Origin of the sequence: Halomonas sp. B23F22_10 (assembly GCF_043496975.1) — a bacterium.
GTDB lineage: Bacteria > Pseudomonadota > Gammaproteobacteria > Pseudomonadales > Halomonadaceae > Halomonas > Halomonas smyrnensis.
Genome location: NZ_JBIEKF010000001.1, coordinates 854,401 through 880,217 on the forward strand (window position 1 = coordinate 854,401; position 25,817 = coordinate 880,217).

General features: G+C 58.4%; 21 protein-coding genes. 3 read left to right on the plus strand and 18 right to left on the minus strand.

Translation table 11 applies throughout. The annotated features are described in order from the left end of the window. Positions 1–229 precede the first annotated feature (229 nt). Both ACGTNF_RS03905 and ACGTNF_RS03910 read right to left on the minus strand, forming a co-directional pair. Positions 230–1,570 carry a UDP-glucose dehydrogenase family protein gene (locus ACGTNF_RS03905; RefSeq protein ID WP_152479028.1) on the minus strand — a complete coding sequence of 447 codons (1,341 nt, stop codon included), beginning with the start codon at positions 1,568–1,570 and terminating at the stop codon, positions 230–232. 46 nt (positions 1,571–1,616) lie between these two features. Then, a complete protein-coding gene (locus tag ACGTNF_RS03910) occupies positions 1,617–2,618 on the minus strand; it encodes an NAD-dependent epimerase (protein WP_394600491.1) in 1,002 nt (333 codons plus the stop codon). A 197-nt stretch (positions 2,619–2,815) separates the two neighbouring features. Here ACGTNF_RS03910 and ACGTNF_RS03915 point away from each other — a divergent pair, with 197 nt between their 5' ends. The 3 genes from ACGTNF_RS03915 to ACGTNF_RS03925 all read left to right on the plus strand — a co-directional run bounded on the left by ACGTNF_RS03915 (position 2,816) and on the right by ACGTNF_RS03925 (position 5,763). Continuing rightward, complete coding sequence (locus ACGTNF_RS03915) at positions 2,816–3,883, plus strand: glycosyltransferase (RefSeq protein ID WP_152479030.1); 1,068 nt, start codon at positions 2,816–2,818, stop codon at positions 3,881–3,883. 2 nt (positions 3,884–3,885) lie between these two features. Then, complete coding sequence (locus ACGTNF_RS03920; protein ID WP_394600492.1) at positions 3,886–4,602, plus strand: lipopolysaccharide kinase InaA family protein; 717 nt, start codon at positions 3,886–3,888, stop codon at positions 4,600–4,602. 72 nt (positions 4,603–4,674) lie between these two features. Further along, complete coding sequence (locus tag ACGTNF_RS03925) at positions 4,675–5,763, plus strand: glycosyltransferase (protein ID WP_394600493.1); 1,089 nt, start codon at positions 4,675–4,677, stop codon at positions 5,761–5,763. A 75-nt stretch (positions 5,764–5,838) separates the two neighbouring features. Here ACGTNF_RS03925 and ACGTNF_RS03930 read toward each other — a convergent pair whose 3' ends face one another. From ACGTNF_RS03930 to ACGTNF_RS04005, 16 genes are all read right to left on the minus strand, one after another. After that, positions 5,839–6,774 carry a hypothetical protein gene (locus ACGTNF_RS03930; RefSeq protein ID WP_394600494.1) on the minus strand — a complete coding sequence of 312 codons (936 nt, stop codon included), beginning with the start codon at positions 6,772–6,774 and terminating at the stop codon, positions 5,839–5,841. Between the two features lie 342 nt (positions 6,775–7,116). After that, complete coding sequence (locus ACGTNF_RS03935; protein WP_394600495.1) at positions 7,117–8,457, minus strand: O-antigen ligase family protein; 1,341 nt, start codon at positions 8,455–8,457, stop codon at positions 7,117–7,119. Positions 8,458–8,686: 229 nt separating this feature from the next. Continuing rightward, positions 8,687–9,697 (minus strand): UDP-glucose 4-epimerase GalE, encoded by a 1,011-nt coding sequence (galE, locus tag ACGTNF_RS03940; RefSeq protein WP_394600496.1) that lies wholly within the window; start codon positions 9,695–9,697, stop codon positions 8,687–8,689. Positions 9,698–9,716: 19 nt separating this feature from the next. Continuing rightward, positions 9,717–10,976 (minus strand): LicD family protein, encoded by a 1,260-nt coding sequence (locus tag ACGTNF_RS03945; RefSeq protein ID WP_394600497.1) that lies wholly within the window; start codon positions 10,974–10,976, stop codon positions 9,717–9,719. A gap of 20 nt (positions 10,977–10,996) precedes the next feature. Further along, the gene (locus ACGTNF_RS03950; protein WP_394600498.1) at positions 10,997–12,382 is read right to left on the minus strand and encodes an undecaprenyl-phosphate glucose phosphotransferase; all 1,386 of its coding nucleotides are present in this window, start codon (positions 12,380–12,382) and stop codon (positions 10,997–10,999) included. A gap of 23 nt (positions 12,383–12,405) precedes the next feature. Further along, entirely contained in the window at positions 12,406–12,864 is a 459-nt protein-coding gene (gene tagD / locus ACGTNF_RS03955; RefSeq protein ID WP_394600499.1) for a glycerol-3-phosphate cytidylyltransferase, read from the minus strand. A 36-nt stretch (positions 12,865–12,900) separates the two neighbouring features. After that, the gene (locus ACGTNF_RS03960; protein WP_394600500.1) at positions 12,901–15,033 is read right to left on the minus strand and encodes a bifunctional glycosyltransferase/CDP-glycerol:glycerophosphate glycerophosphotransferase; all 2,133 of its coding nucleotides are present in this window, start codon (positions 15,031–15,033) and stop codon (positions 12,901–12,903) included. Between the two features lie 74 nt (positions 15,034–15,107). Next, positions 15,108–16,127: an IS30 family transposase gene (locus tag ACGTNF_RS03965; protein WP_394600501.1), complete on the minus strand. Its 1,020-nt coding sequence runs from the start codon at positions 16,125–16,127 to the stop codon at positions 15,108–15,110. A 233-nt stretch (positions 16,128–16,360) separates the two neighbouring features. Next, positions 16,361–17,224, minus strand: a complete 864-nt coding sequence (locus tag ACGTNF_RS03970) for a hypothetical protein (protein WP_394600502.1) — start codon at positions 17,222–17,224, stop codon at positions 16,361–16,363. After that, the gene (locus ACGTNF_RS03975) at positions 17,214–17,885 is read right to left on the minus strand and encodes a hypothetical protein (RefSeq protein ID WP_394600503.1); all 672 of its coding nucleotides are present in this window, start codon (positions 17,883–17,885) and stop codon (positions 17,214–17,216) included. Before ACGTNF_RS03975 ends, ACGTNF_RS03970 begins: the two co-directional genes overlap by 11 nt. Before the next feature lie 35 nt (positions 17,886–17,920). Then, entirely contained in the window at positions 17,921–18,592 is a 672-nt protein-coding gene (locus tag ACGTNF_RS03980; RefSeq protein WP_394600504.1) for an ABC transporter ATP-binding protein, read from the minus strand. Further along, on the minus strand, positions 18,592–20,085 hold the full coding sequence (locus ACGTNF_RS03985) for an ABC transporter permease (RefSeq protein WP_394600505.1): 1,494 nt from the start codon (positions 20,083–20,085) through the stop codon (positions 18,592–18,594). The genes ACGTNF_RS03980 and ACGTNF_RS03985 overlap by 1 nt, the downstream gene beginning before the upstream one ends. Then, positions 20,085–22,001: a sulfate adenylyltransferase subunit CysN gene (cysN, locus tag ACGTNF_RS03990; protein WP_394600506.1), complete on the minus strand. Its 1,917-nt coding sequence runs from the start codon at positions 21,999–22,001 to the stop codon at positions 20,085–20,087. Before cysN ends, ACGTNF_RS03985 begins: the two co-directional genes overlap by 1 nt. Positions 22,002–22,012: 11 nt before the next feature. After that, the gene (gene cysD, locus ACGTNF_RS03995; RefSeq protein WP_394600507.1) at positions 22,013–22,927 is read right to left on the minus strand and encodes a sulfate adenylyltransferase subunit CysD; all 915 of its coding nucleotides are present in this window, start codon (positions 22,925–22,927) and stop codon (positions 22,013–22,015) included. A gap of 74 nt (positions 22,928–23,001) precedes the next feature. Further along, entirely contained in the window at positions 23,002–23,841 is an 840-nt protein-coding gene (gene cysQ, locus ACGTNF_RS04000; protein ID WP_394600508.1) for a 3'(2'),5'-bisphosphate nucleotidase CysQ, read from the minus strand. A gap of 68 nt (positions 23,842–23,909) precedes the next feature. Then, positions 23,910–25,676, minus strand: a complete 1,767-nt coding sequence (locus ACGTNF_RS04005) for an SLC13 family permease (RefSeq protein ID WP_394600509.1) — start codon at positions 25,674–25,676, stop codon at positions 23,910–23,912. Positions 25,677–25,817 lie beyond the last annotated feature (141 nt).

The following is a 25,817-nucleotide window of genomic DNA, read 5'->3' on the forward strand; positions in this document are numbered from 1 at the left end:
TCAGTCAAAAGAGGGGGCAGATATGAAGAACGGGACAATCCGTCTTCTGGCAAGGGGACAGGCATCATGCCAGCTAAACCGACGGGACATGACCTGATTCGAGACCGCGAGAATGCGATCGGGGTCCGGGGGTGGGGGCCGCCATCAGGGCCAATGGAATTTACTCGGCGCAATGCCAATCATGCCGCTGCCCAGTGGGCAGCGGCAAGACGCCTATCCTTGGATGACACTAGGCCGACGTGACCGACTCGCCTCGCCCCACGGCGTAGTAAAGCAGCCCCGCCGCCTTGAGCGCTTCGGGATCGAAGAGGTTTCTGCCGTCGACGACGACCGGCAGTGACAGCTGTGACTTCAGCCAGGCGAAGTCGACGCTGCGGAAACTCTTCCACTCGGTGCAGATCACCAGTGCATCGGCACCCTCCACCGCCTCGGCGCGATCGCTCACCAGCGAGAGATCGTCACGCTCCCCATACAGGCGGCGGCATTCCTCCATGGCTTCGGGATCATAGGCGCGAACGCTGGCACCGGCGGCCCACAGCGCCTCCATCAACGTGCGGCTCGGGGCATCACGCATGTCGTCGGTGTTGGGCTTGAACGCCAGCCCCCACAGCGCGATGGTCTTGCCGCTCAGGTCACCGTCGAAGGCACGCGACAGCTTGGCGAACAGCGTCTGCTTCTGGCGCCGGTTGACGGCTTCCACCGCGCCCAGCAACTCGGCCGAATAGTCGACCTCACCGGCGGTTCGCGCCAGTGCCTGTACGTCCTTGGGGAAGCAGGAACCGCCGTAGCCACAGCCCGGATAGATGAACTGATAGCCGATACGCGGATCGGAGCCGATGCCGCGTCGCACCTGTTCGACGTCGGCGCCAAGACGCTCGGCCAGATTCGCGATCTCGTTCATGAAGCTGATCTTGGTCGCCAGCATGGCATTGGCGGCATACTTGGTCAGCTCCGCCGCCCGCACGTCCATGAACATCAGCTTTTCCTGCAGGCGAATGTAGGGCGCGTAGCACTCGCGCATCAGCGTCTTCACTCGCTCGGATTCGGTGCCGACGATGATCCGCGCGCCGTGGGTGAAGTCCTCGATCGCCGCGCCTTCCTTGAGGAATTCGGGATTGGAGCACACCTCGAAGTCAATCGCCTCGCCGCGCTCATCGAGCACGCCGGCCACGGCGGCACGCACGCGGTCGGCGGTGCCCACCGGCACGGTGGACTTGTCGACGATGACCTTCTCCTCGGTCATGTGACGCCCGATGGTCTCGGCTACCGCCAGGACATATTTGAGATCAGCACTCCCATCTTCATCGGGAGGTGTACCGACGGCGATGAACTGCAGGGTGCCGAAGGCGACCGCCGTCTCGGGGTCGGTGGTAAAGCGCAGCCGCCCCTCGGCCACGTTGGCCTTGACCATCTCTTCGAGGCCCGGCTCGAAGATCGGGATCTCGCCGGCTTCCAGGCGGGCGATCTTGTCCGCGTCCACGTCCATGCACAGCACGTCGTGACCCACGTCCGCCAGGCAGGTGCCGGTCACCAGGCCCACATAGCCGGTGCCGAAGATGGTGATTTTCATGGGTGTCCTTCCCTATTAACGATGAGATGCCGAAAGCTGGGCGCCGTCAGACGCCGTAGTAGTCGCGATACCAGGCAACGAAGCGGGCGACGCCCTCCTCGACGCCGACCTTGGGCCGGTACCCGGTGGCCTCGAACAGGGCCTCGGTGTCCGCCCAGGTCCGCGGCACGTCGCCCGGCTGCATGGGCTTGAGGTCGCACAGCGCGACCTGACCGGTGGCGGCCTCCACCGCGCGCACGAAATCCATCAGCGCCACCGGGCTGCCATGACCGATATTGTAGAGCGCATAGGGCGCATGGCTGGTGTCGGGCATGGTAGTCGTCGCCTCGGCCCGCCGTTCGGGCACCACCTCGAGCACGCGTGCGATGCCCTCCACGATATCGTCGATGTAGGTGAAGTCCCGCGACATGTCGCCGTGGTTGAAGACCTCGATCGGCTCACCGGCCAGGATCGCACGGGTGAACTTGAACATGGCCATGTCCGGCCGGCCCCAGGGGCCATAGACGGTGAAGAAGCGCAGACCGGTGGTCGGCAGGTCGTAGAGATGGGCGTAGGTGTGCGCCATCAGCTCGTTGGCCTTCTTGGTGGCCGCATAGAGGCTGATGGGATGATCGACGTTATCCGAGGTATCGAAGGGCACCTTGTCGTTGGCGCCATAGACCGAACTCGATGAGGCGTAGACCAGGTGACCCACCCGGCCATGGCGGCATCCCTCCAGCACATTGAGATGAGCGATCAGGTTGGCGTCGGCATAGGCATGCGGGTTCTCCAGCGAATAACGCACCCCCGGCTGAGCCGCCAGGTGAATCACGCGTTCGAAGCCCTCGGCCTCGAACAACGCGGCCACGGCCTCGCGGTCGGCAAGATCGAGGCGCTCGAAGCGCACGTCTTCGCAGGACGCCAGGTCGTCAAGGCGCGCCTGCTTGAGCGCCACATCGTAATAGGGGTTGAGATTGTCGACGCCGATGATCTCATGCCCTTGCCCCGAGAGGCGCTTGGCGACGGCATGGCCGATGAAGCCCGCCATGCCGGTGATCAATAACTTCATAGTTTCCTGCGACTCCTGATCGTCATTCTCGCGCGACACTGGCGCCCGCTTATGGCGGCATTGTACCCCAGCATCGCGTCCACGCCGAAGCGCCCCGTGCCTGCCCGGCGGCGAGGAACATGCTAGAATTCGGCCCTTTAGCGGCGCCGCGATGACGCGGAACGCCACCGGATGACCTCGCCGTGCAGGACGACCCCATGACCCGCAAACGCTTCGCCTTCGTCATCGAAGACCTCTACGGCGGCGGCGCCCAGAAATCGCTGCTCTACACCGCCGACCAGCTGCGCCAGCGCGGCCATGCGGTCAAGGTATTCACTCTGCGCGAGCGCATCGAGCATCGCCTGCCCGAGGGGCTCGAGATCGAGGACCTGGGCGTGGTCACCCGCATCACCAAGGCGACCAGCACGGTGCTGACCGAGAAGTGGCAGGCCAGCCGCATCAAGCGCGCCCTGACGCCCTGGAGACCCGACGTGGTGATCTCCTGCTCCTGCGACAAGATCACGCGCCATCTCGACCTGCCCAACCTCTATTTCTGGATCAAGTCGGACGTCTCCGCCAAGTTCGCCGACCCCAAGCAGAGAAAGCGCGCCTTCGATAAAGTTCGCCGTTTCTATCGTGGACGCCAGGTCATCGCCGTCTCCCAGGGCGTGAAGGAGAACCTGGAAAGCGTGGTCGGCCTCGAGGCGGAGCGCATCGTACCGATCTACAACCCCTACGAGCGCGAGCCCTTCGTGGCCATGGCCGAAGAGCCGACGCCGGTCCCAGAGGGCGACTACTTCCTGTGCGTGGCGGCCATCGAGCCCCGCAAGCGCCACGACCGGCTGCTTCGCGCCTACGCCGAAAGCGGCGTGACCACGCCGCTGGCGATCATGGGCAAGGGCAAGCCGGAGCACGAGGCCACCGTCCGCGAGCAGATCAAGGCACTCGGGATTGAAGACCGGGTGCTGTGGCTCGGCTACCATCACAACCCCTATCCCTTCATCCGACACGCCAAGGCCATGGTGCTGGCCTCCGACGCCGAGGGGCTGCCGCGGGTGCTGATCGAGGCCCTGCTGCTGCACACGCCGGTGGTCAGCGTCGATTGCCCCAGTGGCCCGCGCGAGATCCTGACTCAGGAGCTGGCCGACTTCCTGGTCGCCCCCGACGACGAGGCGGGCCTGGCCCGGGCGCTCACGCGCATGGATCGGGAGCCAGTCACCATCGAGCCACGTCACTACCGGCAGTTCCTCAAGGAAACGGTGCTGCCCCAGTTCGAGGCGCTGTGACGGTGAGACTGCTCGATATCCCCTTCGACGACCGCCGCCGACGCTACCTGGTCTTTCATGCCGATGGCCTGCCTGCCCGGCTGCGACTGGCCAGCACCAGTACCACCGCCGCCTTCGAGGCAGTGGGCAGCAGCCGTTTCTATCTCTCGCAGGACAACCAGATCCTCGCCAAGGTGGTACCCGACAAGTTCGCCAAGCGCCAGGCACCATTGAGCTGGCTCAGCCGAGACTACCTGGAAAAGCGCTGGCTGATGCAATCCGACGCCCGCAAGGAATTCCTGAGCCTGCGCATCCTGCAGCGCGCCGGCCTCACCACGCCCAGATGCCACGGTTGGGGGCTGTCGCTCAACCCGGCGAATCGCAACGCCTCGCTGCTATTGATGGAGCACCGCCAGGACGCCCGCCCCGGCGGCGAGGTATTCGAGACCCTGGACGAGACAAGCCGCGAGCGCTTCCTGGCGGGCTTCTGCGAAGACGTCGCGAGGCTCGCCCACGCCGGCTACGTGCACCGCGACCTGCACTACAACAACCTGCTGGTCGCGGCCGACGGCACCCTCGTCTGGATCGACGCGCACGTGCGCCGGCTGCCGAGGAGCCCCGGCGCTCGATGGCCGGCGCTCGAGCGCTCGCTGACCACCAACAAGATGCGCGGCGCGGCGTATCACGACATGGCACGGAACCAGCTGCACCGGCGATGGCATCGCCCCGACGGCGGTTGAGCGACCGCTTCGACACGCCCGGCGTCACGCTCTCTCATCCTCTCCACCGCATCGATTCGGAGCCCTACCGGCATGCCCCACGCCCTCTTCCTCATCGACCAGCTCGCCAGCGGCGGCGCGCCTCGCTCGGTCATCAAGGTGGCACGAGCGCTCAACGACAGCGGCGTGCGCGTCACGCTGATCGCGCTTTCCGACCGCGTCAGGCTCCCGATCCCCGAAGGCGTCGAGGTGCATACCGTTCCCTTCGCCCCGAAGGGGCGCTGGCAGAAGCTGCAGCGCTATCGTCTGCATGCGCGGCGCCTGGATGCCTTCCTCGAGGCCCAGGGCCACCGCTACGACCTGGTCGTGTCCAACCTGCATCAGGCCCATCAGGTCACGACGCGTTCCTCGCTGGCCGACCGAGCATGGCTCTGCATCCGCTCCGACCCCTGGCAGGAGCTGCTGTCCAACAAGGAAGGCTGGCGGCGCCACATCAAGCAGCGCAAGGTACGCAGCCTCTACGACGGCAAGCGCATCATCGCCCTCTCGAGCACCAACCTCGAGTCCATCGCGCGCATCGGCAGCCGCCCGGCCGCGTCGCGCGTCATCCCCAACGTACTGGACGTCGCGAGGATCCGCGCACTCATGGCCGAGCCCGTCGTGCCCGCGAGCCTTCAGGACACGACATACTGTCTCTACGTGGGACGGCTCAACTTTCGCCAGAAGCGGCTCGACCGACTGCTGAGTGCCTATCGCGCCAGCCGGGTGCCGCATCCGCTGGTGCTGATCGGCGACGGCGATCGCGAAGGCGTCGAGAAAGAAATCGAGAAGCAGGGACTACACGACCAGGTGCTGCTGCTCGGGGCGCTGGACAATCCCTATCCCTATATGAAACACGCGAGTGCGCTGCTCCTCGCCTCTGACTACGAAGGGCTGCCCAACGTGCTGCTGGAGGCACTGGCCTGCGGGACCCCGGTGGTGAGCACGGATTGCCTGTCGGGACCGCGAGACATCCTGACCGGAGAGCTGGCATCAGGACTCGTGCCCCTGGAAGACATCGCGGCCTTCGCCGACGCCATCCGCCACAGTCTCGAGTCTCCGCCCAGGATTCCCGACGACCTGGTCGAGGCCTACAAGCCAGAATCCATCGCTTACTGCTACCGGGCTCTGGTCAGCGAGTGACGCATCACAACATGGTGTCAGAGAAGCACGCCCGCTTGTGCCATCGGCTCAGGCGTTCGCCCTGACATCGATCGATCAGCGTGCAGCGGCCCTGTGGGCGCAATACTCTGGCCAGGTAATGGACTCCGGATAGGTGGCAGGGTCCAGCGATCCCGCCTCCTGTTCCGGAATACACTCCTGCAGCGCCCGAGATACCCGCACCAGGGCCTTTCGCCCGCCCACCCCATCGGTGACACGCCGCCACCAGTCACGATGCACGGCTTTCACTCGAACAGGCACCGTCGACAACCCCAGGCGCTGGGCCATGGCCAACCGGTGCAAGCCTCGATTGATCTTGATCAAGCGGCCTTCGCGGCTGACGGCCACACCCAGCGCGTCCTTGCCGCGGGACGCATCGAAGCCGCGTACCGCCATGTCATCCAGAAAGCTCAGATAGACGCGCAGATACATCAGGATCCGCGCCTCGGAATCCAAGAGCACCCCCTGCTGATGGGAAGACCATGGCTTCCCCGCCGCCAGGTAACCGGCATACCTCGCGAAGGCCGTGCTCTGCGTCAAATCATGGCGATGCTCGTCGAGATCGCTGACGAAGCGGTAGCGTGAGCTGAAGCGCAGGTTGCCGCGCCTCAGGTCCCAGTCGCCGTCCCAGAGGAAGCGAGAAGAAGACGGACGCAGGCGACGATCGTAGCCGCGCCAGTCGGTGCTCTGAATCAATGCCCGCGGGGCGACCTGAAGGGTCAAGTGATCATCGAGCGCTTCCTCCACCGCATGCTGAGGCAGCCCATGACGTTCGATCACCACACTTCCCGCTTTCTCATCGGACCAGCGTCTCAACAGCAGGCGCTCTAACGGCAAAGCCAACCGCTCGTGAATGCTGGAACGTACCGACACCTGAATTTGAGCCCGACGAATAGGCCAGCGCATGCGCTCGTCATAGAGGGGAAAGAAGGCGGGATCGCCAGCAGGGGCCAGCGGGACAGGCGACACGCCTGATCGGGCAGGTTGACTCATCTAGGGCTCACCAACAGAAGACCAGGCGGCGGGAGGCTCGCTCGAAGCTCCACCGACGGCCGACAATACGATCACAAAACATTAGCAACCATAACATGCTCGCCCTAACAAATCATCCTTGCTCGCCTGACCGGCAGGAGCTGACGACTCTATCCCCTATCCTGCCGTTGATTCCAGAATCAGCAGCATCGAAGAGTTTTTTAAAAATAACCTAACAGGGCGAAAGCGGCCACACCACTTCCGCCCCTAAATAACATCCAAAGCCATTAAATGGGATATCAATATGCCCCAATGCCGCGAAAGCTCAGTGAGATAACGAGTCGCCGCCAACTGAGACAATGTTCAAGCCGTTTCCTTTTCTTTGGGCATCATTTGCCAGCGCCAATAATGCGTGATCAAGCCACCCACCACCAGATTGTGCACATAGACGCCTGTCCAGAAGGAGTTATAGGATTCAAACTGATTGACGACCATCCAGTAGATGAAGAATCCGCCGCCGAATAGCGCCAGATCGCCGGGTAGCGCACCCGCTCTCCAGGCACGCCAAGTGGCCAGTCCGATCCAAAAGGCCAGAGCGCCGATGACAGCGAGCCCCAACATGCCGTAGGCGACCCAAATCTCTATAAAGTAATTATGAAGATGCCCATACTTCTCACTCACCCGTTCCGGTAACCATTCCGTGTGGTCCATCACCAAGCCACGCCCTTGGCCGCCCCATCCCACGAGCGGGCGCTGTTCGATCCACTCAAAGGCCGCCTGCCATGAATGGATACGAATTCCGATACTGGTATAGGGCACCTCATCGATATTGCCTGCCAGCAGCATGCTCACGACCGATGATTCTTTATTGAGCCTGTCGAGGAGCGGGCCCTTGATGACGCTACCCACTCCCAAGAGAACGAGTAACAAAACGGTCGTGCACACGGCCAGCAGCTTGCGATTGACGGGAGATGTGCCTGACTGACGCCGGACGACCAGCCAGGCCACTAGCACCATGGGCAAGGAGAGGCTCAGCGCCAACCAGACAGCCCGCGTCTGACCCATCATGACGGCGATCACCGAAAGCCCAAGCAGTACGCTCCAACCAACGATCCTGAGCGCTCGCCAGCGGCCATGAGCAAAAAAACGAGGCGTAAAAATGGCTAGACCCAGGAGTGCGACGCCGAACAGCATGGCGCCGTGCTGACCATTACGCACCCCAAACCCTACACGCTGCCCATCGAAGCCTTGGAGCCACTCATTCAAGCCGTCTCCTTGAACAACGCTGGACAGGATCAAGCCAATGACGGCCAAACACCAAACCAAGAGGGTGTTGCGAGTACTCCCTCCCAACCACCACGCCACGGCGATGAAGATAAACAGTTTAGCCAGACGGTCGACCTGAGGGTTGTCAGCCACCCACTGGGGATGGTGCAGATAGCCCAGCCACCAGGATAGCGCCTGGACGGCCACGGCCATCAGCAATAGCCACAAGGCAGCGCCGCCTCTGAGACCTTTGCCCCACACGAGCACAGCGATCAGGCCTATCAACGCCATCACCGTTTCGGAAGTGGAGCCCACGTCAGGCCACAGCATGCGACATGTGGTGTAGAGCAACAGCGATAACATGCCCACCGCCCAGAGGCTCTTGGGGTAAGACCAACCCACGGGAGCAGCCCAGATATGTTGCAACTTCACAGCCATCCTCACACCAGACGTTCAGAGCCGAGCACTTTACCTAAGCGCCATCGGCACGTACATAGCCAGCATATCCTAAATTAGATTAGCGACCGTCTCATCCGTCGCGAGCCTTTTATCGGGCTTGGCAGACATCGAACGGGCCTCAAAACGAGAACGGGGCACCCCAGCCATCTGGAGTGCCCCGCTAGCGAAATCCTGCGTGCTCAGGCAGCCGCACCGCCGCGAATCGGCCCTACGAATACCCCTCCGGATTGCCCGACTGCCAGCGCCAGGTATCGATCATCATGTCGTCCAGGCCTTTTTCGGCGACCCAGTTCAACTCTTTTTTCGCCTTAGAGGCATCGGCCCAGAAGGCAGGAAGATCGCCTGCTCGGCGGGCACCGAACCGGTAAGGCACCGGCACATCCGTCACACGCGTAAAGCTGTTCACCATCTCCAGCACCGAGATACCCTGCCCCGTGCCCAGGTTATAGATCGACACACCTGGCTCGCTGACGACTTCAAGCGCCTTGAGATGCCCGACCGCCAGGTCCACCACGTGCAGATAGTCGCGCTCGCAGGTGCCGTCAGTCGTTTCGTAGTCATTGCCGAAGATCGTCAGCTCGTCGCGTCGACCAACGGCGACCTGAGCAATGAACGGCATCAGGTTGTTGGGTATCCCCTGCGGGTCTTCGCCGATCTTGCCGGAAGGATGCGCGCCGATCGGGTTGAAGTAGCGCAGCAGCGTGACCGACCAACGCTCATCGGCGACCACCAGATCCTCGAGCAACTTCTCCACCATGGCCTTGGAGGTGCCATAGGGGTTGGAGGTGGTGCCGCGCGGCGTGGTTTCCACATAGGGCACCGGCGCCTCGCTGCCATATACCGTGGCCGAGGAACTGAACACGATGCGGCGTACACCGGCGGCCTCCATGGCCTGGCACAGCACCAGGGTACCGTTCACGTTGTTCTCGTAGTAGGCCAGCGGCTTACCGACACTCTCGCCCACCGCCTTCAGACCGGCGAAATGGATCACGGCATCGATATCATGCTCGGCGAAGATCGCATCCATGGCCTCGCGGTCGCGGATGTCCGCTCGCACGAAGTTCACGCCCTTGCCAGTGATCTCCTCGATACGCCGCAGCGCCACTTCCGAGCCGTTGCACAGGTTGTCGATCACGACCACATCGTGGCCGGCCTCGAGCAGTTCCACAGCGGTATGCGAACCGATATAACCGGCGCCGCCGGTGACAAGTACACGCACGAATTCACCCCTTCCTGGATTAACCGTTGAAACGCCATGTCTGGCCATCACGTGCCAGCACACCCGCAGCTTCCAAAGAAGTCAGATAACGCTGAGCACGGTCGGCATCACCATCCAGCAGAAAACGATAAGCAACCTTGGCGAGATAGGTCACCGCCCTGACGGTACGCGAATAACGAATATTGGGTGGATCAATACTGCAGTCAAATTCCAGTACCGGAGTACGCCAATCACCGTAGTTTTCTGTCAAATAGTGATCTGCATCCACTGCTCCATAGACAGTTTCGTGCCCCAGCCGGTACTCCGCCAGTTCGAAGCTGTCATTATCCCAACGATGTATGGGGGAACCATGCCAAAGCACCCCATTTTCCTCGACATGCACAAAGAGATCAGCCACCAATCCGGTTTTATGCACCAGCTTGACGAGAATGGGCTTTTCCATTTGATAATAACGAACATCGCTATCATCGAGTGGTTCCCGAAAGGTACAATAACTCACCGACTTGATGAACCAGACACCCTCAGAAGCTTTTACCGAGTCCTGCAAGCGCTCAAGGTCAAAGTCCGGATAATCGACGCCTACGTCGATATCATAATCATGCCCCAGGAAGTCCTGCTCACGCACTGCGCCAAGAAACGTTCCACTAACCACATACCATGGCCAGGCAAGATCAGACATCATCTTACGAAAATCGGCAATAGCTTGATAAGCATCACGCTTATCAAAGGACTCTCCTGACTTCTGGAACTTTTTAGTGGCAACAGGAGTTTGAGACGGTGCCGAAAGTTTCTGGCTCAAGACCGATAAAGCCACATTCATATTCCGGCAAAACAGCTCATCTTCTACCTTAAGAGGATGCTGGTCTGTTAACATGAGCTCCCCTGTCCTGTCGCACTCCCGTTCGATGATGCCGCCGTAGAGATCTGCCTGCCAGACATGACGATCAAAATCATCGATCCGTTTATTGTTTTTCAACCAGGCGATCAGCGCACGGCAAGCACCGTCCGACATCTTCTCGGAAATATCGAAAAAATAGTCAGAACGGATCGATATAGGAAACCAGCCTGCATGAACAAACCATATGATCCTGCGAATGACAATTTTTATGCCATTCGGTTTCATCGCAAGACAACAGCTATCCTTGGCTACTTTCAGCGGCGCGCCCAACAGCAATAAGCCACACCAGCTCATCAGACCATAGAGAATCCTGACGGGCCACGGCCTCGGCCTGTTGATGAAGCGCAGAAGCCCGTATGACTTCTCGACCTCGATGTTCATACCTACTCCCTGGTCACAGTCTAATACGCATTCTTGTTTATAAAGCCTTTAAAAAGGGTCAAGAAGATGATCTTCAAATCCAGCCACAGGGACCAATGCTCCACATACCAGAGATCGCACTCGATACGCTTCTGGAGGTCGGTATCCCCCCGCCAGCCATTGACTTGGGCCCACCCAGTGATTCCAGCCTTGACCATATGCTTCTGCATGTAGCCCGGGATATCGTGTTTAAGCTTTTCGACGAAGACGGTTCTCTCAGGCCGCGGCCCGACGATCGACATGTCACCCTTCAACACGTTCAGGAATTGGGGCAGCTCATCCAGGCTTGTGCGACGCAGCAAGGCACCGAATCGCGTCGTCTGCTTACCTACGGCCCCCCCCCAACGTACTCCGCCCTTCTCCACATCGACAGGCATGGAGCGAAATTTGAGCATCATGAAGGTACGCCCGTTCATGCCTACACGCTCCTGTCGGTAGAAGACCGCACCTGGGGAAGAAAGCTTCACCCCGATGGCGATGACCAGCAGCAAGGGGCTGATCAGCAGGAGAATAAACGCGGCGAGTAGTCGGTCCTCCAGACGCTTGACCAGCCTGGCACCGAAGGACATCGGCGAACAGCTCAGATCCAGCATGAACAGCCCGGCCACATCGGACATGCTGTGGTTAATTAGCCGGAAGTCCCGCATGTCGGGCATGTAGCGCACATTGCCGGTGGACAGGCTCAGGGAACGCTGGATCTCCCTGACTTGGTCACCATGTGAAACTGGCAAACAGATCCATACTTCCTCCTCATCATGCTCGATGGTGGAGCTTGGTCGATACGACTCGTGCGTCACGCCCGACAAGACTCCATTCCGGTCTTGGTCGGTCAAGATGATCCGCCCCACATCGAAGCCTGCGGAGGGCAGGCTCTGCAGGTGTCGCCTTGCTCTGGCACAGGCGACCGGATCGCCTATCAACAGCACCGACTTCCGATTGCCCCCCCTGGCCCGCACCCGGTTGAGTAACGGATAGGCAATCAGCCGGATGGTGATGGAAGAACCGGCACCGCACAGCATCCATGAGCCAACCCACAACCGCGAGAAATTGGCTCCCGTCTTGGTCATGAACATGACTAAGGCCAGCATGCCACCGATCACGGCATAGGACGAAAGCAGCTTGAAAACGAGTTGGATACGCACCTGGCCGCGCCAGGAGCGATATATATCGAAACTTGGCATCACCATCAGACTGAAAAGTCCCCCCAAGGTCAGCCCCCAGAGATAGCGCTCGGTCATCACCCAAGTATCGAAGCGAAGCTTATAAGCCAACCAGCCGGCAAGGAAGATGAGCACCAGGTCAACAATTCTGACCACGTCAGTGGTATAGGCATGATAGCCACTGACGAACTTCGGACTTTCCCTCATGAATGGCCCTTGATGCTCAATGGTTATTCCAAGTCTCGACGCAACAGTTCTAGCACCTCAAAAGCACGACTAAGGTCTTCCTGGGGGATCGTCAAGAAGCGCTTGAGGGACCGTTTCAAATCCGTGGTAGAGATATTCTTTGTGCGCTTCAAATAATGGACTTCGCACAGGTCAGACAAGAAATCGAACTTCCCTTTCCAGTCCTCACCGATAGCAAAGATGTCGACATCGTATTTCTTGACATCCGTGAGCTTCTGCTCCCAGCTCTCTTCCGGAATCACCAAATCAACGTACTTAATCGACTCAACAATCTGGGCTCTTTGCTCATAAGGGATTAGCGTTTTTTTTCCCTTCCCGATATTAAACTCATCCGTAGACACCGCAACGATGACCTTGTCGCCCATCTCACTAAGGCGCTGAAGGAGCTTAAGGTGCCCGACATGGAACATATCGAATGTCCCATATGTAATAACTGTTTTCATAGCTCCATCACCAATTAATAGAAGTTAAACCACAGATCACTTATCGCGAAACACCTCATCAATCACACGATCTGTAGCTCTACCATCTTCCCAAGGACAGAATTTCTTACCAAAAACTTCCAACTTTTTCTTGCTTTCTGCACTTTCGTAAACCTTTTCTCTCAACACCTCCAATAGGTCGCGCTGATTATCAACAATCGGACCTGGCGGCACTTCATGGAGGTCAATATAGATTCCACGAGATTCAGAATACTCCTCTAAATCATACTGATAAAGAATTATAGGCCTCTGCAAACAAGCGTAATCAAACATTATAGACGAATAATCTGTGATCAGCAGATCCGAAATCAAAAGCACATCATTCGTACAAGGAAAGTCTGAAACATCAATTATACTGCTACTCCAAAAACCACCAGAGGCATTAAAATAGTGAGAGCGAATCAACAGAACATAGTCTTCACCCAGCGCACTACAAATGGACGCCGGATCAAACATACTCTGACCGCTCTCGATGCCCTTACCTCTATCACCATCCCTAAAGGTTGGTGCATAAAGTGCCACCTTTTTATCAAGCGGCACCCCAAGCTCTTTCTTTAACTCCACTATACGCTCAGGGGAGGTTGTAAAGAAAACATCATTTCGCGGATAACCAACCTCTAAGATCTTATAGGAGTAAGGAAACCCTTTCCTCCAGACAGACGAAGAATATGAATTAGAGGAAAGAACATAGTCCCAACGTCGACAACGCTCTGCGAAATCACTCCAATTCATTGCTTTGGGATTTTTCTTTCGAATATCAAGCCCCATACTCTTCAATGGTGTGCCATGCTTTGTCTGCACAAACACTTGACCTTGACGTTTCGAATACTCTGTCGGGAAGTTTGCATTGTTAATTAAATATTTTGCTCTCGCAAGAGTATAGACAAACGCTAAGCTACCTTTGCGAACGGTTCGAAGACCATCCGGAATTCCTGAAGAAACTTTCGCTTTCCCCGACAAACTCCAAACGATTTCGAAGTCTCTTTTTTTTCTCAGACCGTCAGCGATAGCTCGTGGATTACAATCCACCTTCCCCCCCCAATAGGCTTCACATAGTACAAGATTATCTTTCATAGGCAGACGACAAAATACCTTGTAAAGAAGCTGGGAAACCACGCGTTTTTTTACCATCTTCCCATAGATTCTTCCCTTCTTAGCAGCCCTTAATCGTGCAAGCCTTAACAACTCCGCAGCTCTGAGAATGCGGGGAGACTTAAGACCAGCCAAGACTAGCATCAAGCCTCGTCGCCCTTCTCCCATTTCACCTCTCCAAGCTGACAGCAGCTGATTAGTACGCGCTAAGAATTTCGCTTCACTTTTTCTAGGAAGCCTCTTTTGATTGATGATCAGGTTAAGCAACAATTTACGTGCATGCAGATAGGCTGCATTACCATAGATTTTCAAGAACTCTGGATTTTCTTTCAAAAACCGAAAAACTTCTTCATACTGTTTAACAAGATCGAAGTGCTCTTCGCTTTTTGATCGCAAGATGGAGCCAGATCGCTGCCTATAAAAGATCAAAACATCATTTATTGCATAATAACTCTCGGCCAAAGCTAAAACTTTAAAGTGCCAATCAATATCTTCATAAAGTCGGCGTGAAAATGCCAGACCATGCAAATCAACAAAACTCTTCTTATAAACTTTATTCCAGGCAACATTAAAATTATCTAAAACTCTCAACCTATCTTCCACTGAGGAGCAGTCATAGTGGGTGAGAAGATTAGAATAAGCATTAACACGGACCTCCCCATCATCCCAGACCCGCGCATGGTTAAAAACCACAACGTCAGGAACCTCTTTCTTAAGGACAGGGATGATAGTTTTGGGAACATTGGCACAATACCAATCATCCCCGTCAAGAAGCATGAAATATTTCCCACGAGCATTTCGGACTCCGATATTCCGAGCCTCTCCCAGCCCTTCATTTTTATCATTTTCTATCACCCTGAAAATATCAGGGCGCTCATCAACAACCCTCCTCAAGACACTTCCCGTACGATCACTGGAAGCATTATGAACAACTACCACTTCATATCCACTTTCACCATCAAAGATACAACTACGTAGAGCCTGCTCTATGTAATTCTCATTATTCCAAGTAACAACAATTATTGAAAGAAGTGGCATAACATCCTTCCTCACTCTAAAACCTTATAACTCGAAAAAACTAAAGACGGCGGTCTCAAGTTCCAAGTGCAACGCTATTGAAGGGTGCTCGGTCCGCCGACGGATTTCTTGAGCAGCTCGGCGTAGACTTCCAGTGGAGTTCGCCAGTCCAACGTCTGGCGAGGCCGCGTGTTCAGTGAATCGGCGATCTCGTCAAGCTCTTCCTGGCTGTAAACGGAGAGATCTGTTCCCTTTGGCAGATACTGCCGCAACAGCCCGTTGGTGTTCTCGTTAGAGCCCCGCTGCCATGGGCTATGCGGGTCAGCGAAGTAGATCGCCGTACCGGTTTTCTGCGTGATCTCGGCATGCTTCACCATCTCTCTGCCCTGGTCGTAAGTCATGGACAGCCGCAGGGCTCGCGGCACCTCATTGAGCTTATCGCTGAAGCCAACGGCCGCCGCCGTGGCCGTGGTGCCATCCACTTTCGCCAAGATCACCAAGCGTGTGGTGCGCTCCACCAGCGTTCCGACGGCAGAGCGATTGTTGGCACCCATGATGAGATCGCCCTCCCAGTGGCCAGGCATCAAGCGGTCTTCGATCTCAGGCGGGCGCATGTGGATGCTGACCAGATCGGGAATCTGCTGGCGTCGATCCTTGCCACGACTGCGTGAGCGACGCTTGCCGTTGCCCTGCCGCAGGCAGGCGATGAGCTCTTTCTTGAGACTGCCGCGAGGCATCACATAGAGCGCGTTGTAGATGGCCTCGTGCGAGACCTGCCGACGTGAATCGTTGGGAGACATGCGCTTCAGTGTGCGGGCTATCTGTTGCGGTGACCAGTACTTGCGCAGCAAGTGGACCACTACCTCGAAGAGCTCCCCGTCTGGGCGCAGCTTGGGACGCTGACGTGGTCGATGTCGTGTCAGACGAGCCCGATAGCCCGCCAGGCCGGCATCGTAGCCTTTGATGGGGTCGACCGTCTGGCGCGCGATTTCTCGCGACACAGTACTCGGTGCACGGCCCAGATGAGTGGCGATGGCCCGAATCGAGTGCGTGGCCCGCATCATCATGATGGCGGCTCGGTCTTCAGCAGAGAGGTGGCGATAGCAGTGGTTCATAGCAACACCGTACCTGATGGGTCACGTGTTGCGCTTGGTCATTGAGACCGCCCACCCTTCCAAAAACATTAAAAGGATCGAATTACCGCGATATAACCAAGAAGTCTTTCGGCAACCCGAAGGCTCTGCAAAAATTCTCGAACTGAAAGCTGAGCCCACCCACTCTTATGTTGTAGAAGTCATGGTGAAGTAATGGTTAATAAAGCATACATGGTGGGCCATGCCATAAAAAATCAACCAGGAATAAAGTTGAACCGAGGGTCATCCTTAACAACTGACAGTTCTTTTTTATACTTAGTATTCAGCTCAAAGAGCTGATTTTCAGTGAAAGGCATAAAGGGTGTAGCCTCTGTATGCTGAGGGTGATCATCCATCATAGAAATCAACCTCCGAGTTGACTGATCAGAATATATACTCCCATATAACTTAAGAATCTCGTAGGCCTCATTAGATACTTTAGACCTTCTGACCCGACTACCTTGGCTAGCCTCATTGAGCTCGACTTCTTTTCCAATTAGTCGATAAATATACTCATCACCACTGACGACATAGTTAAAATCATTAACAAATATTTTTCCACAACCGGCTGCCAACAGGTCGTCAAGAAGAGGAAGCCAGCTTATGTTCTTCGCGTCTATCCCTGACATATAATCCTCAAACGTAAAGAACTTAAAATGACGTAGCGACTCAGTGTAACGAGAAATAAGATACTCAGGAAAGCTTCTGAGAGTAACGTAAACTTCAACCTCACACCCCTCTAGTCCTCTCAGCACTTTTTTAAATCTTTCCTTGGCCCACGGATAAAAGGCTTGGTAGCGTGGAGCATTGGTCCCACCAAGGATGTTTTCATCTGAGAGGATCAGCCGATCACAATTCAAAAAAGGGTAGAGAGCGTCAAAAACATCTTTCTTTCCAAAAGAGGCATCCCCCAACCGGGATGTAAGGCGTTTTCTTAGACTATTTAGACCAATATAATTAACCCTGTTTCTTTCTAGCTCTTCAAGACTATTCCACAAACGAGATTGCACATAGGTTGTTGCAGTCTTATGCACGCCGAGATGTAGCACAACCTTAGGCTTCACCATACTATAAAGCATTGGCCAGCCCCTTTTCTTCGCGAATTTTCTCCAGAGAGCTTATTACAGAATAATCTTCTTTATACCACACCTCCAGATTTCTCTTCCCTAACTCTGACATCTCTTTATTCATCCAAGCGGGAGACCTATGTGCTACACCAACGTCCTTACTAAGGCAAACATCCTCATGGAGCCCAATCGCCTTCTTTAAAAACTCAAAATCTGCATCAAGTGTTTTTACGTTATATGGAAGAAGAATCTTTTCCTTGCTCTGCAATAGAAAACCTCCATCCCCAAGGTATTCTAACAAACTTTTTTTCACATGCTGAATGGAAAACATAGAAAGCTCCGCCAAGGAGCGCACACTTCTCACACCTGAGCTTAAAGCTTCAGCAAGATCAACCGGGTCCTCAAAGTACTCGAATGCAACCCTTTCCGCCGGAGTCCACTCTATATTATAACGAGGCTGCCCTTTCCTTTTTCTACTATTAAAACCCGAGACAAATCTTGATACAGGGTCACGATACCCAAAAACCATCTTTTTGTTAGGATGATACTTCCATATTGTTTTTAGAGTTTTACCATGCCCATGGTGGGAAACCTTACCCTCCGCATGATTGTTTAAAACATCACGTATCGCCGTTCCACCAGTTTTTCCAACATGCAAAAACCCTATGCTCACACTATCCCCCTTCACCTGAAAGTCAGAGCCAGATCTCAGCCATTCAAAATGCCACCGTGAACCTCAACTACTCTTTCGCAAATACGTCCGACTTGACGTTCTGAGTGTGACACGAGCAAAACCGTTTGATCCGAGTGTAGCTTTTTCATCATTTCGGTTTCGGCCTTTTTCTTAAACTGCTTATCACCGACACTCAACACTTCGTCCAAAAGCAACACGTCAGGCGTCATATACATGGCTACTGAGAAACCCAGCCGCGCCTTCATGCCCGATGAGTAGGTCTTGACTGGTTCATACATGAAATCGCCGAGCTCGGAGAACTCGGCGATATCGTCCAGCCGTGCCTCGACCTGCTTTCGGGTGTACCCCATCAGCATGCCGCTGAGGATAGCGTTGTCGGTCCCTGGCAGCTCTGCATCGAAACCGGCCTGAAGCGCCAACAGCGATACGCTCACGCCATGATTGGTGATTTTTCCACTATCCGGCTGGATAATACCGGCCACCACACGCAGCAGGGTCGATTTGCCAGCGCCGTTGCGCCCGAGGATGCCCAGGGTCTCGCCGCGATGGATATTGAAGCTGACCCCATCGAGGGCTTGGAAGTATTCTGGCTTGCGAAACAACCCTCCACGGCGTTTGTAGCGAACACCGACGTCTTGCAGGGAAATGATGACATCACCCTGCTTTCCATTGATCATATCGGGCATTATTCGATCACCACCCTAGGGAAGATGGGTTCAAGACGCCGATAGAGAAAGACCACAAGACCAAGCCCAAGGGTGCAGCCCAAGGCCACACAGCCGAGGCCACTCCAATCTGGCCACTGATTCTCGACGAACACCTGACGATACTGGTAAAGGATATTAGCCATGGGGTTAGTGAAGAACAGCGAACGCCACTCTTCAGGGATCCGGTCGATAGTGTAGAAAATCCCGCTGGTGAAAAGCAGGAACTGAATACCGGTTGGAATTAGGTTTGTCAGGTCCCGCGCGAAGGGTACCATCATCGCCAAGGTGCAACTCACCACCGTCATCAGCAGTAGCTGCACCAGCACGATGGGAATAATAGCCAGCCAATGAATCGTTGGCGGCAGCCCGTAGAGGATCAGGAAGATTCCTAACATGGCAAACACCAGCATTTGCTTGCCGGTATTCTGCACGATACCCACCAGGGGGAAGAACAACGGCGAGATGCGTACCTTATGCATCAGCCCCTTCCCCCCGACGATGGAGTTCGAGGTCTGCTGCACTGTCTTGCGAAACCATTGGAAGGGTACCAGCCCGGTCAACAGGTAGGCGATGAAGCCCGGCCCACCCCGCTCCATCAGAATCCCGAAGACGACATAGAACACTGCCATATAGAGTAGCGGGTCAAGAATCCACCATAGATAACGCAGATGGTTTTGGCTGGCCTCACTCTTGAGATTCAAGCGGGCTTTGGTCCAGACGAGATCGACGAATGTACGCCAGTCCCGCCGCTGGGGCGGGTTGATGGTATGCGGCGCCTCTTCTTCCCCCTCCTCGCCATTCTGGACGCTTTCCAGCCAGGCATTGCCATACTCTTGGGCCAGCCTTAGCTGGCGTGCCAGGCTCTCATTACCCATCGCCTGGGCGGCATCCGCTGCCCGGGTAAAACCCTCTGCATGCTTGGGGAAGCGCTCGCGGACTTCCCGCCAGCGGTCCAGGGCCAGAGACCACTCATCAACCTCCATAGCCAGCTCGGCATGCTGCAGCCAGGGCTCTGGGGCTTCCGCGAAGCGCTCACGCGCCTCGCGATTGAAGGTCAGCGCCTCAGAGAGATTGCCAGCTCTTGCGGCCACGCGAGCCGAGGCCAGCATCACCGACAACTCCTCCGGGAAACGCCCTCGCGTCTCGGCCACCAACTGACCGGCCTCGTCATATCTTCCCTGATCGCAGCGCAGAGTCGCCTGTTCCAAAAGCGGCCCGGGAATCTCGGGGAAGCGTTCTCGGGCGCTGGTCAACAAGGAATCGGCCGCATCCAGCTGCCCCAAGTGGCGGTGAGAGACAGCCGCCTGAATCCAGACGGCCGGCTTCTCGGGATACACTTGTCGCAGAATGGCCCAACGCTGCACTGCATTTTGCCAGTTACCATTTTTCATGGCCTGGCGAGGCCACCACAACTCTTTATCTATTGTTGGTAGGCCAGTTTTGGCCACCACATCCTTTATTTGCTCGTTCATCACAGGCAGGTTTTTACCAGTTGGGTCACCAGCTCCTGCTGGGTATGGCGCATGGTATCGAGCACCACTTCCGCCTTCGCCGGGGCCTCATAGGGGCTGTTGATCCCGGTGAAGTCCTGGATCTTGCCCTCGCGGGCCTTCTGATACAGGCCTTTCGGGTCGCGCTCTTCGCAGATATCCAGCGGCGTGTTGACGTGTACCTCGACGAAGCTGCCGTCGTCGAAGCGCTCGCGGGCGGCGTCGCGGTCCGCGCGGAACGGCGAGATGAAGGCGGTGATCACGATGATACCGGCCTCGGCAAACAGCCGCGCCACCTCGCCCACGCGGCGGATGTTCTCGGCCCGGTCGGCCTCACCCATCCCTAAGTCCTTGCACAGGCCGTGGCGGATGTTGTCGCCGTCCAGCAGCATGGTGTGATAGCCGCGGCGGTTGAGCTCCACTTCCAGGGCGTTGGCCAGGGTCGACTTGCCGGAGCCGGAGTAGCCGGTGAACCACACGCACTTGCCGGCGTGGCCGTTGAGCTGCTCGCGCATGCCCTGGGTCACGCTGGTGCGGTTCCACACCACGTTGGCCTGGCTGTCGTTGTCGCGGAACTCGTAGGGCAGTTCGCTTTCCACCGGCCGGTGGATCATGCCGGCGCCCACGGTGATGTTGGTCAGCCGATCGATGATGATGAAGCTGCCGGTGCCGGGGCTTGAGCGGTAGTCGTCGACCGGTACCGGGGCGGTCAGTTCCAGGGTGCAACGGGCGATGGTGTTGAGGTCGAGGTGATCGGCGTGGCGATGCTCGAGGGTGTTGACGTCGACCTGGTAGTCGATGGCGTTGACCTTGCCCGCCGCGTCACGGGTGGCCAGCTTGATGTCGTAGAGCTTGCCGGTTTCGAGGGCGGTCTCGTGCATCCACACGATATCGGCCTCGAAGCTGTTGGCCAGGGGCACCTGGTCGTCTTCGGCCACCAGCCAGTCGCCGCGGGAGATGTCGATCTCGTCTTCCAGCGTGACGGTGATCGCGTCGCCGGGATAGGCGTGCTCGAGATCGCCGTCCCAGGTCACCAGCCGCTCGACGGTGGAGACCTTGCCCGACGGCAGCGCCCTCACCCTCTGGCCCGGGCTCATCACGCCGGCGGCCAGGGTGCCGCAGTAGCCGCGGAAGTCGAGGTTGGGGCGATTGACGTACTGCACCGGCAGGCGCAGGTCGCGCAGGTTCTGGTCGTGGGTGATCTCGACGGTCTCGAGCAGTTCGAGCAGCGCCGGGCCGTCGTACCAGCTCATGCTGTCGGTCTGGTTGACGACGTTGTCGCCCTTCAGCGCCGAGAGCGGCACGAAGCGGATGTCCGGGGCGTTGAGCTTGCCGGCGATCGCCTGGTACTCGGCAACGATTTCCTCGTAGCGTTCCTGGGAGTAGTCGACCAGGTCCATCTTGTTGATCGCCACCACCAGGTGCTGGATGCCCAGCAGGTCGGCGATGAAGCTGTGGCGACGGGTCTGGGTCTGCACGCCGTGGCGGGCGTCGATCAGGATCACCGCCAGGCTGGCGGTGGAGGCGCCGGTGGCCATGTTACGGGTGTACTGCTCATGCCCCGGGGTATCGGCGATGATGAACTTGCGCCGATCGGTGGAGAAGAAGCGGTAGGCCACGTCGATGGTGATGCCCTGCTCGCGCTCGGACTGCAGGCCGTCGACCAGCAGCGCCAGGTCGACCTCGTCACCGGTGGTGCCGCTGGTCTTGGAGGCCTGCGTAATGGCGGCCAGCTGATCCTCGTAGATCATCTTGGAGTCGTGCAGCAGCCGACCGATCAGGGTCGACTTGCCGTCGTCGACGCTGCCGCAGGTGATGAAGCGCAGCAGGTCCTTGTTCTCGTGTTCCTTGAGGTACTGCTCGATATCGTCGGCGATGAGATCGGATTGATGTGACATGGTGCGCTCCCTTAGAAATACCCTTCGCGTTTCTTCTTCTCCATCGACCCGGCCTGATCGTGGTCGATGGCGCGTCCGCTGCGCTCGGAGGTCTTCGTCAGCAGCATTTCCTGGATGATCTCGGGCAGCGTGGTGGCGGTGGATTCCACCGCACCGGTCAGCGGGTAGCAGCCCAGCGTACGGAAGCGCACCCACTTCTCTTCCGGCACCTCACCCTCTTCGAGCGGCAGGCGATCGTCGTCGACCATGATGTCCATGCCGTCGCGATTCACCACCGGGCGCGGCGCGGAGAAGTACAGCGGCACGATGTCGATCGACTCGAGGTAGATGTACTGCCAGATGTCGAGCTCGGTCCAGTTGGAGAGCGGGAACACACGGATCGACTCGCCCTGATTCACCTTGGCGTTATAGGTGTTCCACAGCTCGGGGCGCTGGCTCTTGGGATCCCAGCGGTGGTGCTTGTCGCGGAACGAGAACACGCGCTCCTTGGCGCGGCTGGCCTCCTCGTCGCGGCGTGCCCCGCCAAAGGCGGCATCGAAGCGATGTTTATCCAGCGCCTGCTTGAGCGACTGGGTCTTCATGATGTCGGTGTACTTGGAGCTGCCGTGATCGAACGGGTTGATGCCCGCGGCCCGGCCTTCCTCGTTGATGTGCTCGATCAGTTCCATGCCGGCCTCCTCGGCCATGCGATCGCGGAACTCGATCATCTCGCGGAACTTCCAGGTGGTGTTGACGTGCATCAGCGGGAACGGCGGCGTGCCCGGATAGAAGGCCTTGCGCGCCAGGTGCAGCATCACCGAGGAGTCCTTGCCGATGGAGTACAGCATCACCGGGTTGCGGAACTCGGCCGCGACCTCGCGGATGATGTGGATCGACTCGGCCTCGAGCTGCTTGAGATGGGTCTGGCGTTCGGGGGTAATGTCCATAACGTAGTGACCGGTGGGGTTCGAATCGTGGCGCCGCGGAACATGCGTATCCCGCGGCGGCGAAAAAAGAGGCGTTACGCCAGGCTCGCCGTCAAGGCCTGCTCCCAGCGCGCATCACGCTGGCCACAGACGATGAAGAACGGATTGAGCACGCTGTCCTGCTGGTTGCAGCGCAGCGGCGCTAGGGTGTGGGCGTCGAGCACCTCGCCGCCGGCGGCGGTGACCACGGCCTGGGCCGCGGCGGTATCCCACTCGCAGGTCGGCGCCAGGCGCGGATAGAGATCGGCGGTGCCCTCGGCCACCAGGCACAGCTTCAGCGAGCTGCCCATGGACACGCGCTCGTGATCAGGCAACCGTGAACAGAAGGCCTCGAACTCGTCGGAGCCGTGGGAGCGGCTACCGACGACTTTCCAGGCGTCCTGCTCGGCCTCCGGCAGGACGCGGGCGGCGATCGGCTGGAGCTCACCGCCGGCGACCTGCTTCCAGGCGCCCTGCCCCTGCTGGCCGATCCAGGTGGTTCCGCCCTCTTCTCCCACTGCGGGCGCATGCACGATGCCGAACACCGGCACGCCATCCTCGATCAGCGCGACGTTCAAGGTGAACTCGCCGTTCTTCTTGATGAACTCTTTCGTGCCGTCCAGCGGATCGATCAGCCAGTAGCGATCCCAGGCCTGACGGGTGGCGAACGGGATCTCGCCCGACTCTTCGGACAGGATCGGCACCTCCGGCGTGGCGGCCTGCAGCAGCGCCACCAGGGCATGGTGCGAGGCCATGTCGGCCTCGGTCAGCGGGCTCTGATCGGCCTTGGTCTCGACCTCGACGTCACGCGCATAGATCGCCAGTACCTCGCGACCGGCGCCATGCACGCCCTCGATCAGGCGCGTGCGCAGGTCGTCCGTCACAAAATCCGTCAAGAGAACTCCTTGTCCCAGTGTCGTGAAGCGTTGCGTTGTGAAAAGTGTACAGCACGGCTTACCCGCCGTTAGAACGGCCACACCCAGGGAATCAGCGCGACCGCAGTGGCGCCGACCACCAGGCTCAGCGGCGCCCCGAGGCGAAGGTAGTCGGTAAAGCGATAGCCGCCGGGTCCCAGCACCATCAGGTTGGTCTGGTAGCCCAGCGGGGTCATGAAACTGGCCGACGCCGCGAACATGATCGCCACCACGAAGGGCATGACGCTCACGCCCAGCTGCTCGGCGACGGCGGTAGCGATGGGGAACATCAGCACCGCGGCGGCATTGTTGGTAATCAGCTCGGTGAAGATCACGGTCAGCAGATAGACCAGCGCCAGCGCCAGCCACGGCGCGATGCCCTCAACGAGAAGCAGCCACTGGGCGATCTGGGCGGCGGCGCCGGTCTTGTTCATGGCCGCGCCCAGCGCGAACGAGGCCGCGATCACCACCAGCACCGACAGATCCACCGAGCGACGGGCCTTGCTGGCCGGCACACAGCGCGTCGCCAGCATCGCGCCGCCGGCCAGCAGCGCCGCCTCGAGGATCGACAGCAGCCCGGTGGCGCTGGTCACCACCATCGCCCCGAGGATGCCCAGCGCCAGCGGCGCCTTGCGGAAGTCCGGCGGCGTCGAGTCATTCAGGCCGCTGACCAGCAGGAAGTCCTTGCGGTAGCGGTACTGGTCGACGAAATCCTGGGCGGTCTCCAGCAGCAGCGTGTCGCCGACCTGCAGGCGGATGTCACCGAGCTTGCCGGGCAGGCGCTTGCCATGTCGGGAGATCGACAGGATCACCGCCTGATAGCGGGAACGAAAGCGGGATTCACGGACTGACTGACCGAGCCCGGCGAAGTCGGGGCCGATCACCGCCTCGACCAGGCAGCGTCGATGGTGATCGATATCGAGCTTGTGCACGTCACCGCCGGCGGGCCGCAAGCCGCGCACGCGACGCAGTTCGCGGGCACACTCCGGTGCCCCGATGAAGATCAGCACATCGCCGGCCAGCAGCTCGGTGTCCGGTGGCACGGCCGTCAGCAGGCGCCCCTGGCGTTCGATATCGGCCAGATAGCCGTGGCTCAGGTGACGCAGCCCCGCATCGGCGATCGTCTTGCCCACCAGCGGCCCCTTGCCGTCGACGATGACCTCGACGGCGTACTCCCGTGCGGTTTCGAGCTGCTCCAGGGCGCCCTGCCGATCGGGCAACAGCCGGTCGGCGAACAGATAGAGAAAGGTGCCGCCGATCAGCACCAGGGGCATCCCGACCCAGGCCAGCGAGAACATCCCGAGCCCCATGCCCAGCTCCGTCTGCAGCAGGCCATCGACGACCAGGTTGGTGCTGGTGCCGATCAGGGTGCAGGTGCCACCGATGATGGCGGCATAGCTCAACGGCAGCAGCAGCTTGGAGGGCGGCAGCCGCAGGCGGCCGGCCCACTCCTGGACGGCCGGGATGAACATCGCCACCACGGTGGTGTTGTTCATGAAGGCGCTGAGACCGGAGGCCGGCAAGAGCACACGCAGCTGCGCCTGTTTCAGTCGCTCGGGCTGCCCCAGCAGGCGATGGGCCAGCCACTGAATGGCCCCGGTCTCCTTCAGCCCGGCGGCCACCACGTAGAGCGTGGCGATGGTCATCACGCCGGGATTGGCGAAGCCGGCCAGGGCCTCGCCCGGCGTGAGAATGCCGGCGACTACGAGCATCGACAGAGCGCCCATCAGCACCACGTCAGGCGAGATGCGCGTCGCCGCCAGCATGCCCAGCGTCAACAGAATGGTGAGCAATGTCAGGATGGCGGCGGGTTCCATGTCTCTCCCTGTATGGAATCTACAAGCACGCTACCGCCCAGGGATTGTCCCGGGCGTTTTCCCATGCCCTGCTGTCTTGTAGCGATGGTGCCGACCTCCAAGGCCAAGCCACCCACCACGTTGTCAGACCTGCGATTCTAC

Bases quoted from the DNA above. Each gene is read 5' to 3' on its own strand.
- ACGTNF_RS03905 (WP_152479028.1), bottom strand. From the start codon at position 1,570: ATGAAAATCACCATCTTCGGCACCGGCTATGTGGGCCTGGTGACCGGC.
- ACGTNF_RS03910 (WP_394600491.1), bottom strand. From the start codon at position 2,618: ATGAAGTTATTGATCACCGGCATGGCGGGCTTCATCGGCCATGCCGTC.
- ACGTNF_RS03915 (WP_152479030.1), top strand. From the start codon at position 2,816: ATGACCCGCAAACGCTTCGCCTTCGTCATCGAAGACCTCTACGGCGGC.
- ACGTNF_RS03925 (WP_394600493.1), top strand. From the start codon at position 4,675: ATGCCCCACGCCCTCTTCCTCATCGACCAGCTCGCCAGCGGCGGCGCG.
- ACGTNF_RS03930 (WP_394600494.1), bottom strand. From the start codon at position 6,774: ATGAGTCAACCTGCCCGATCAGGCGTGTCGCCTGTCCCGCTGGCCCCT.
- ACGTNF_RS03935 (WP_394600495.1), bottom strand. From the start codon at position 8,457: ATGGCTGTGAAGTTGCAACATATCTGGGCTGCTCCCGTGGGTTGGTCT.
- ACGTNF_RS03945 (WP_394600497.1), bottom strand. From the start codon at position 10,976: ATGAACATCGAGGTCGAGAAGTCATACGGGCTTCTGCGCTTCATCAAC.
- ACGTNF_RS03950 (WP_394600498.1), bottom strand. From the start codon at position 12,382: ATGAGGGAAAGTCCGAAGTTCGTCAGTGGCTATCATGCCTATACCACT.
- tagD (WP_394600499.1), bottom strand. From the start codon at position 12,864: ATGAAAACAGTTATTACATATGGGACATTCGATATGTTCCATGTCGGG.
- ACGTNF_RS03960 (WP_394600500.1), bottom strand. From the start codon at position 15,033: ATGCCACTTCTTTCAATAATTGTTGTTACTTGGAATAATGAGAATTAC.
- ACGTNF_RS03965 (WP_394600501.1), bottom strand. From the start codon at position 16,127: ATGAACCACTGCTATCGCCACCTCTCTGCTGAAGACCGAGCCGCCATC.
- ACGTNF_RS03970 (WP_394600502.1), bottom strand. From the start codon at position 17,224: ATGCTTTATAGTATGGTGAAGCCTAAGGTTGTGCTACATCTCGGCGTG.
- ACGTNF_RS03980 (WP_394600504.1), bottom strand. From the start codon at position 18,592: ATGCCCGATATGATCAATGGAAAGCAGGGTGATGTCATCATTTCCCTG.
- ACGTNF_RS03985 (WP_394600505.1), bottom strand. From the start codon at position 20,085: ATGAACGAGCAAATAAAGGATGTGGTGGCCAAAACTGGCCTACCAACA.
- cysN (WP_394600506.1), bottom strand. From the start codon at position 22,001: ATGTCACATCAATCCGATCTCATCGCCGACGATATCGAGCAGTACCTC.
- cysD (WP_394600507.1), bottom strand. From the start codon at position 22,927: ATGGACATTACCCCCGAACGCCAGACCCATCTCAAGCAGCTCGAGGCC.
- ACGTNF_RS04005 (WP_394600509.1), bottom strand. From the start codon at position 25,676: ATGGAACCCGCCGCCATCCTGACATTGCTCACCATTCTGTTGACGCTG.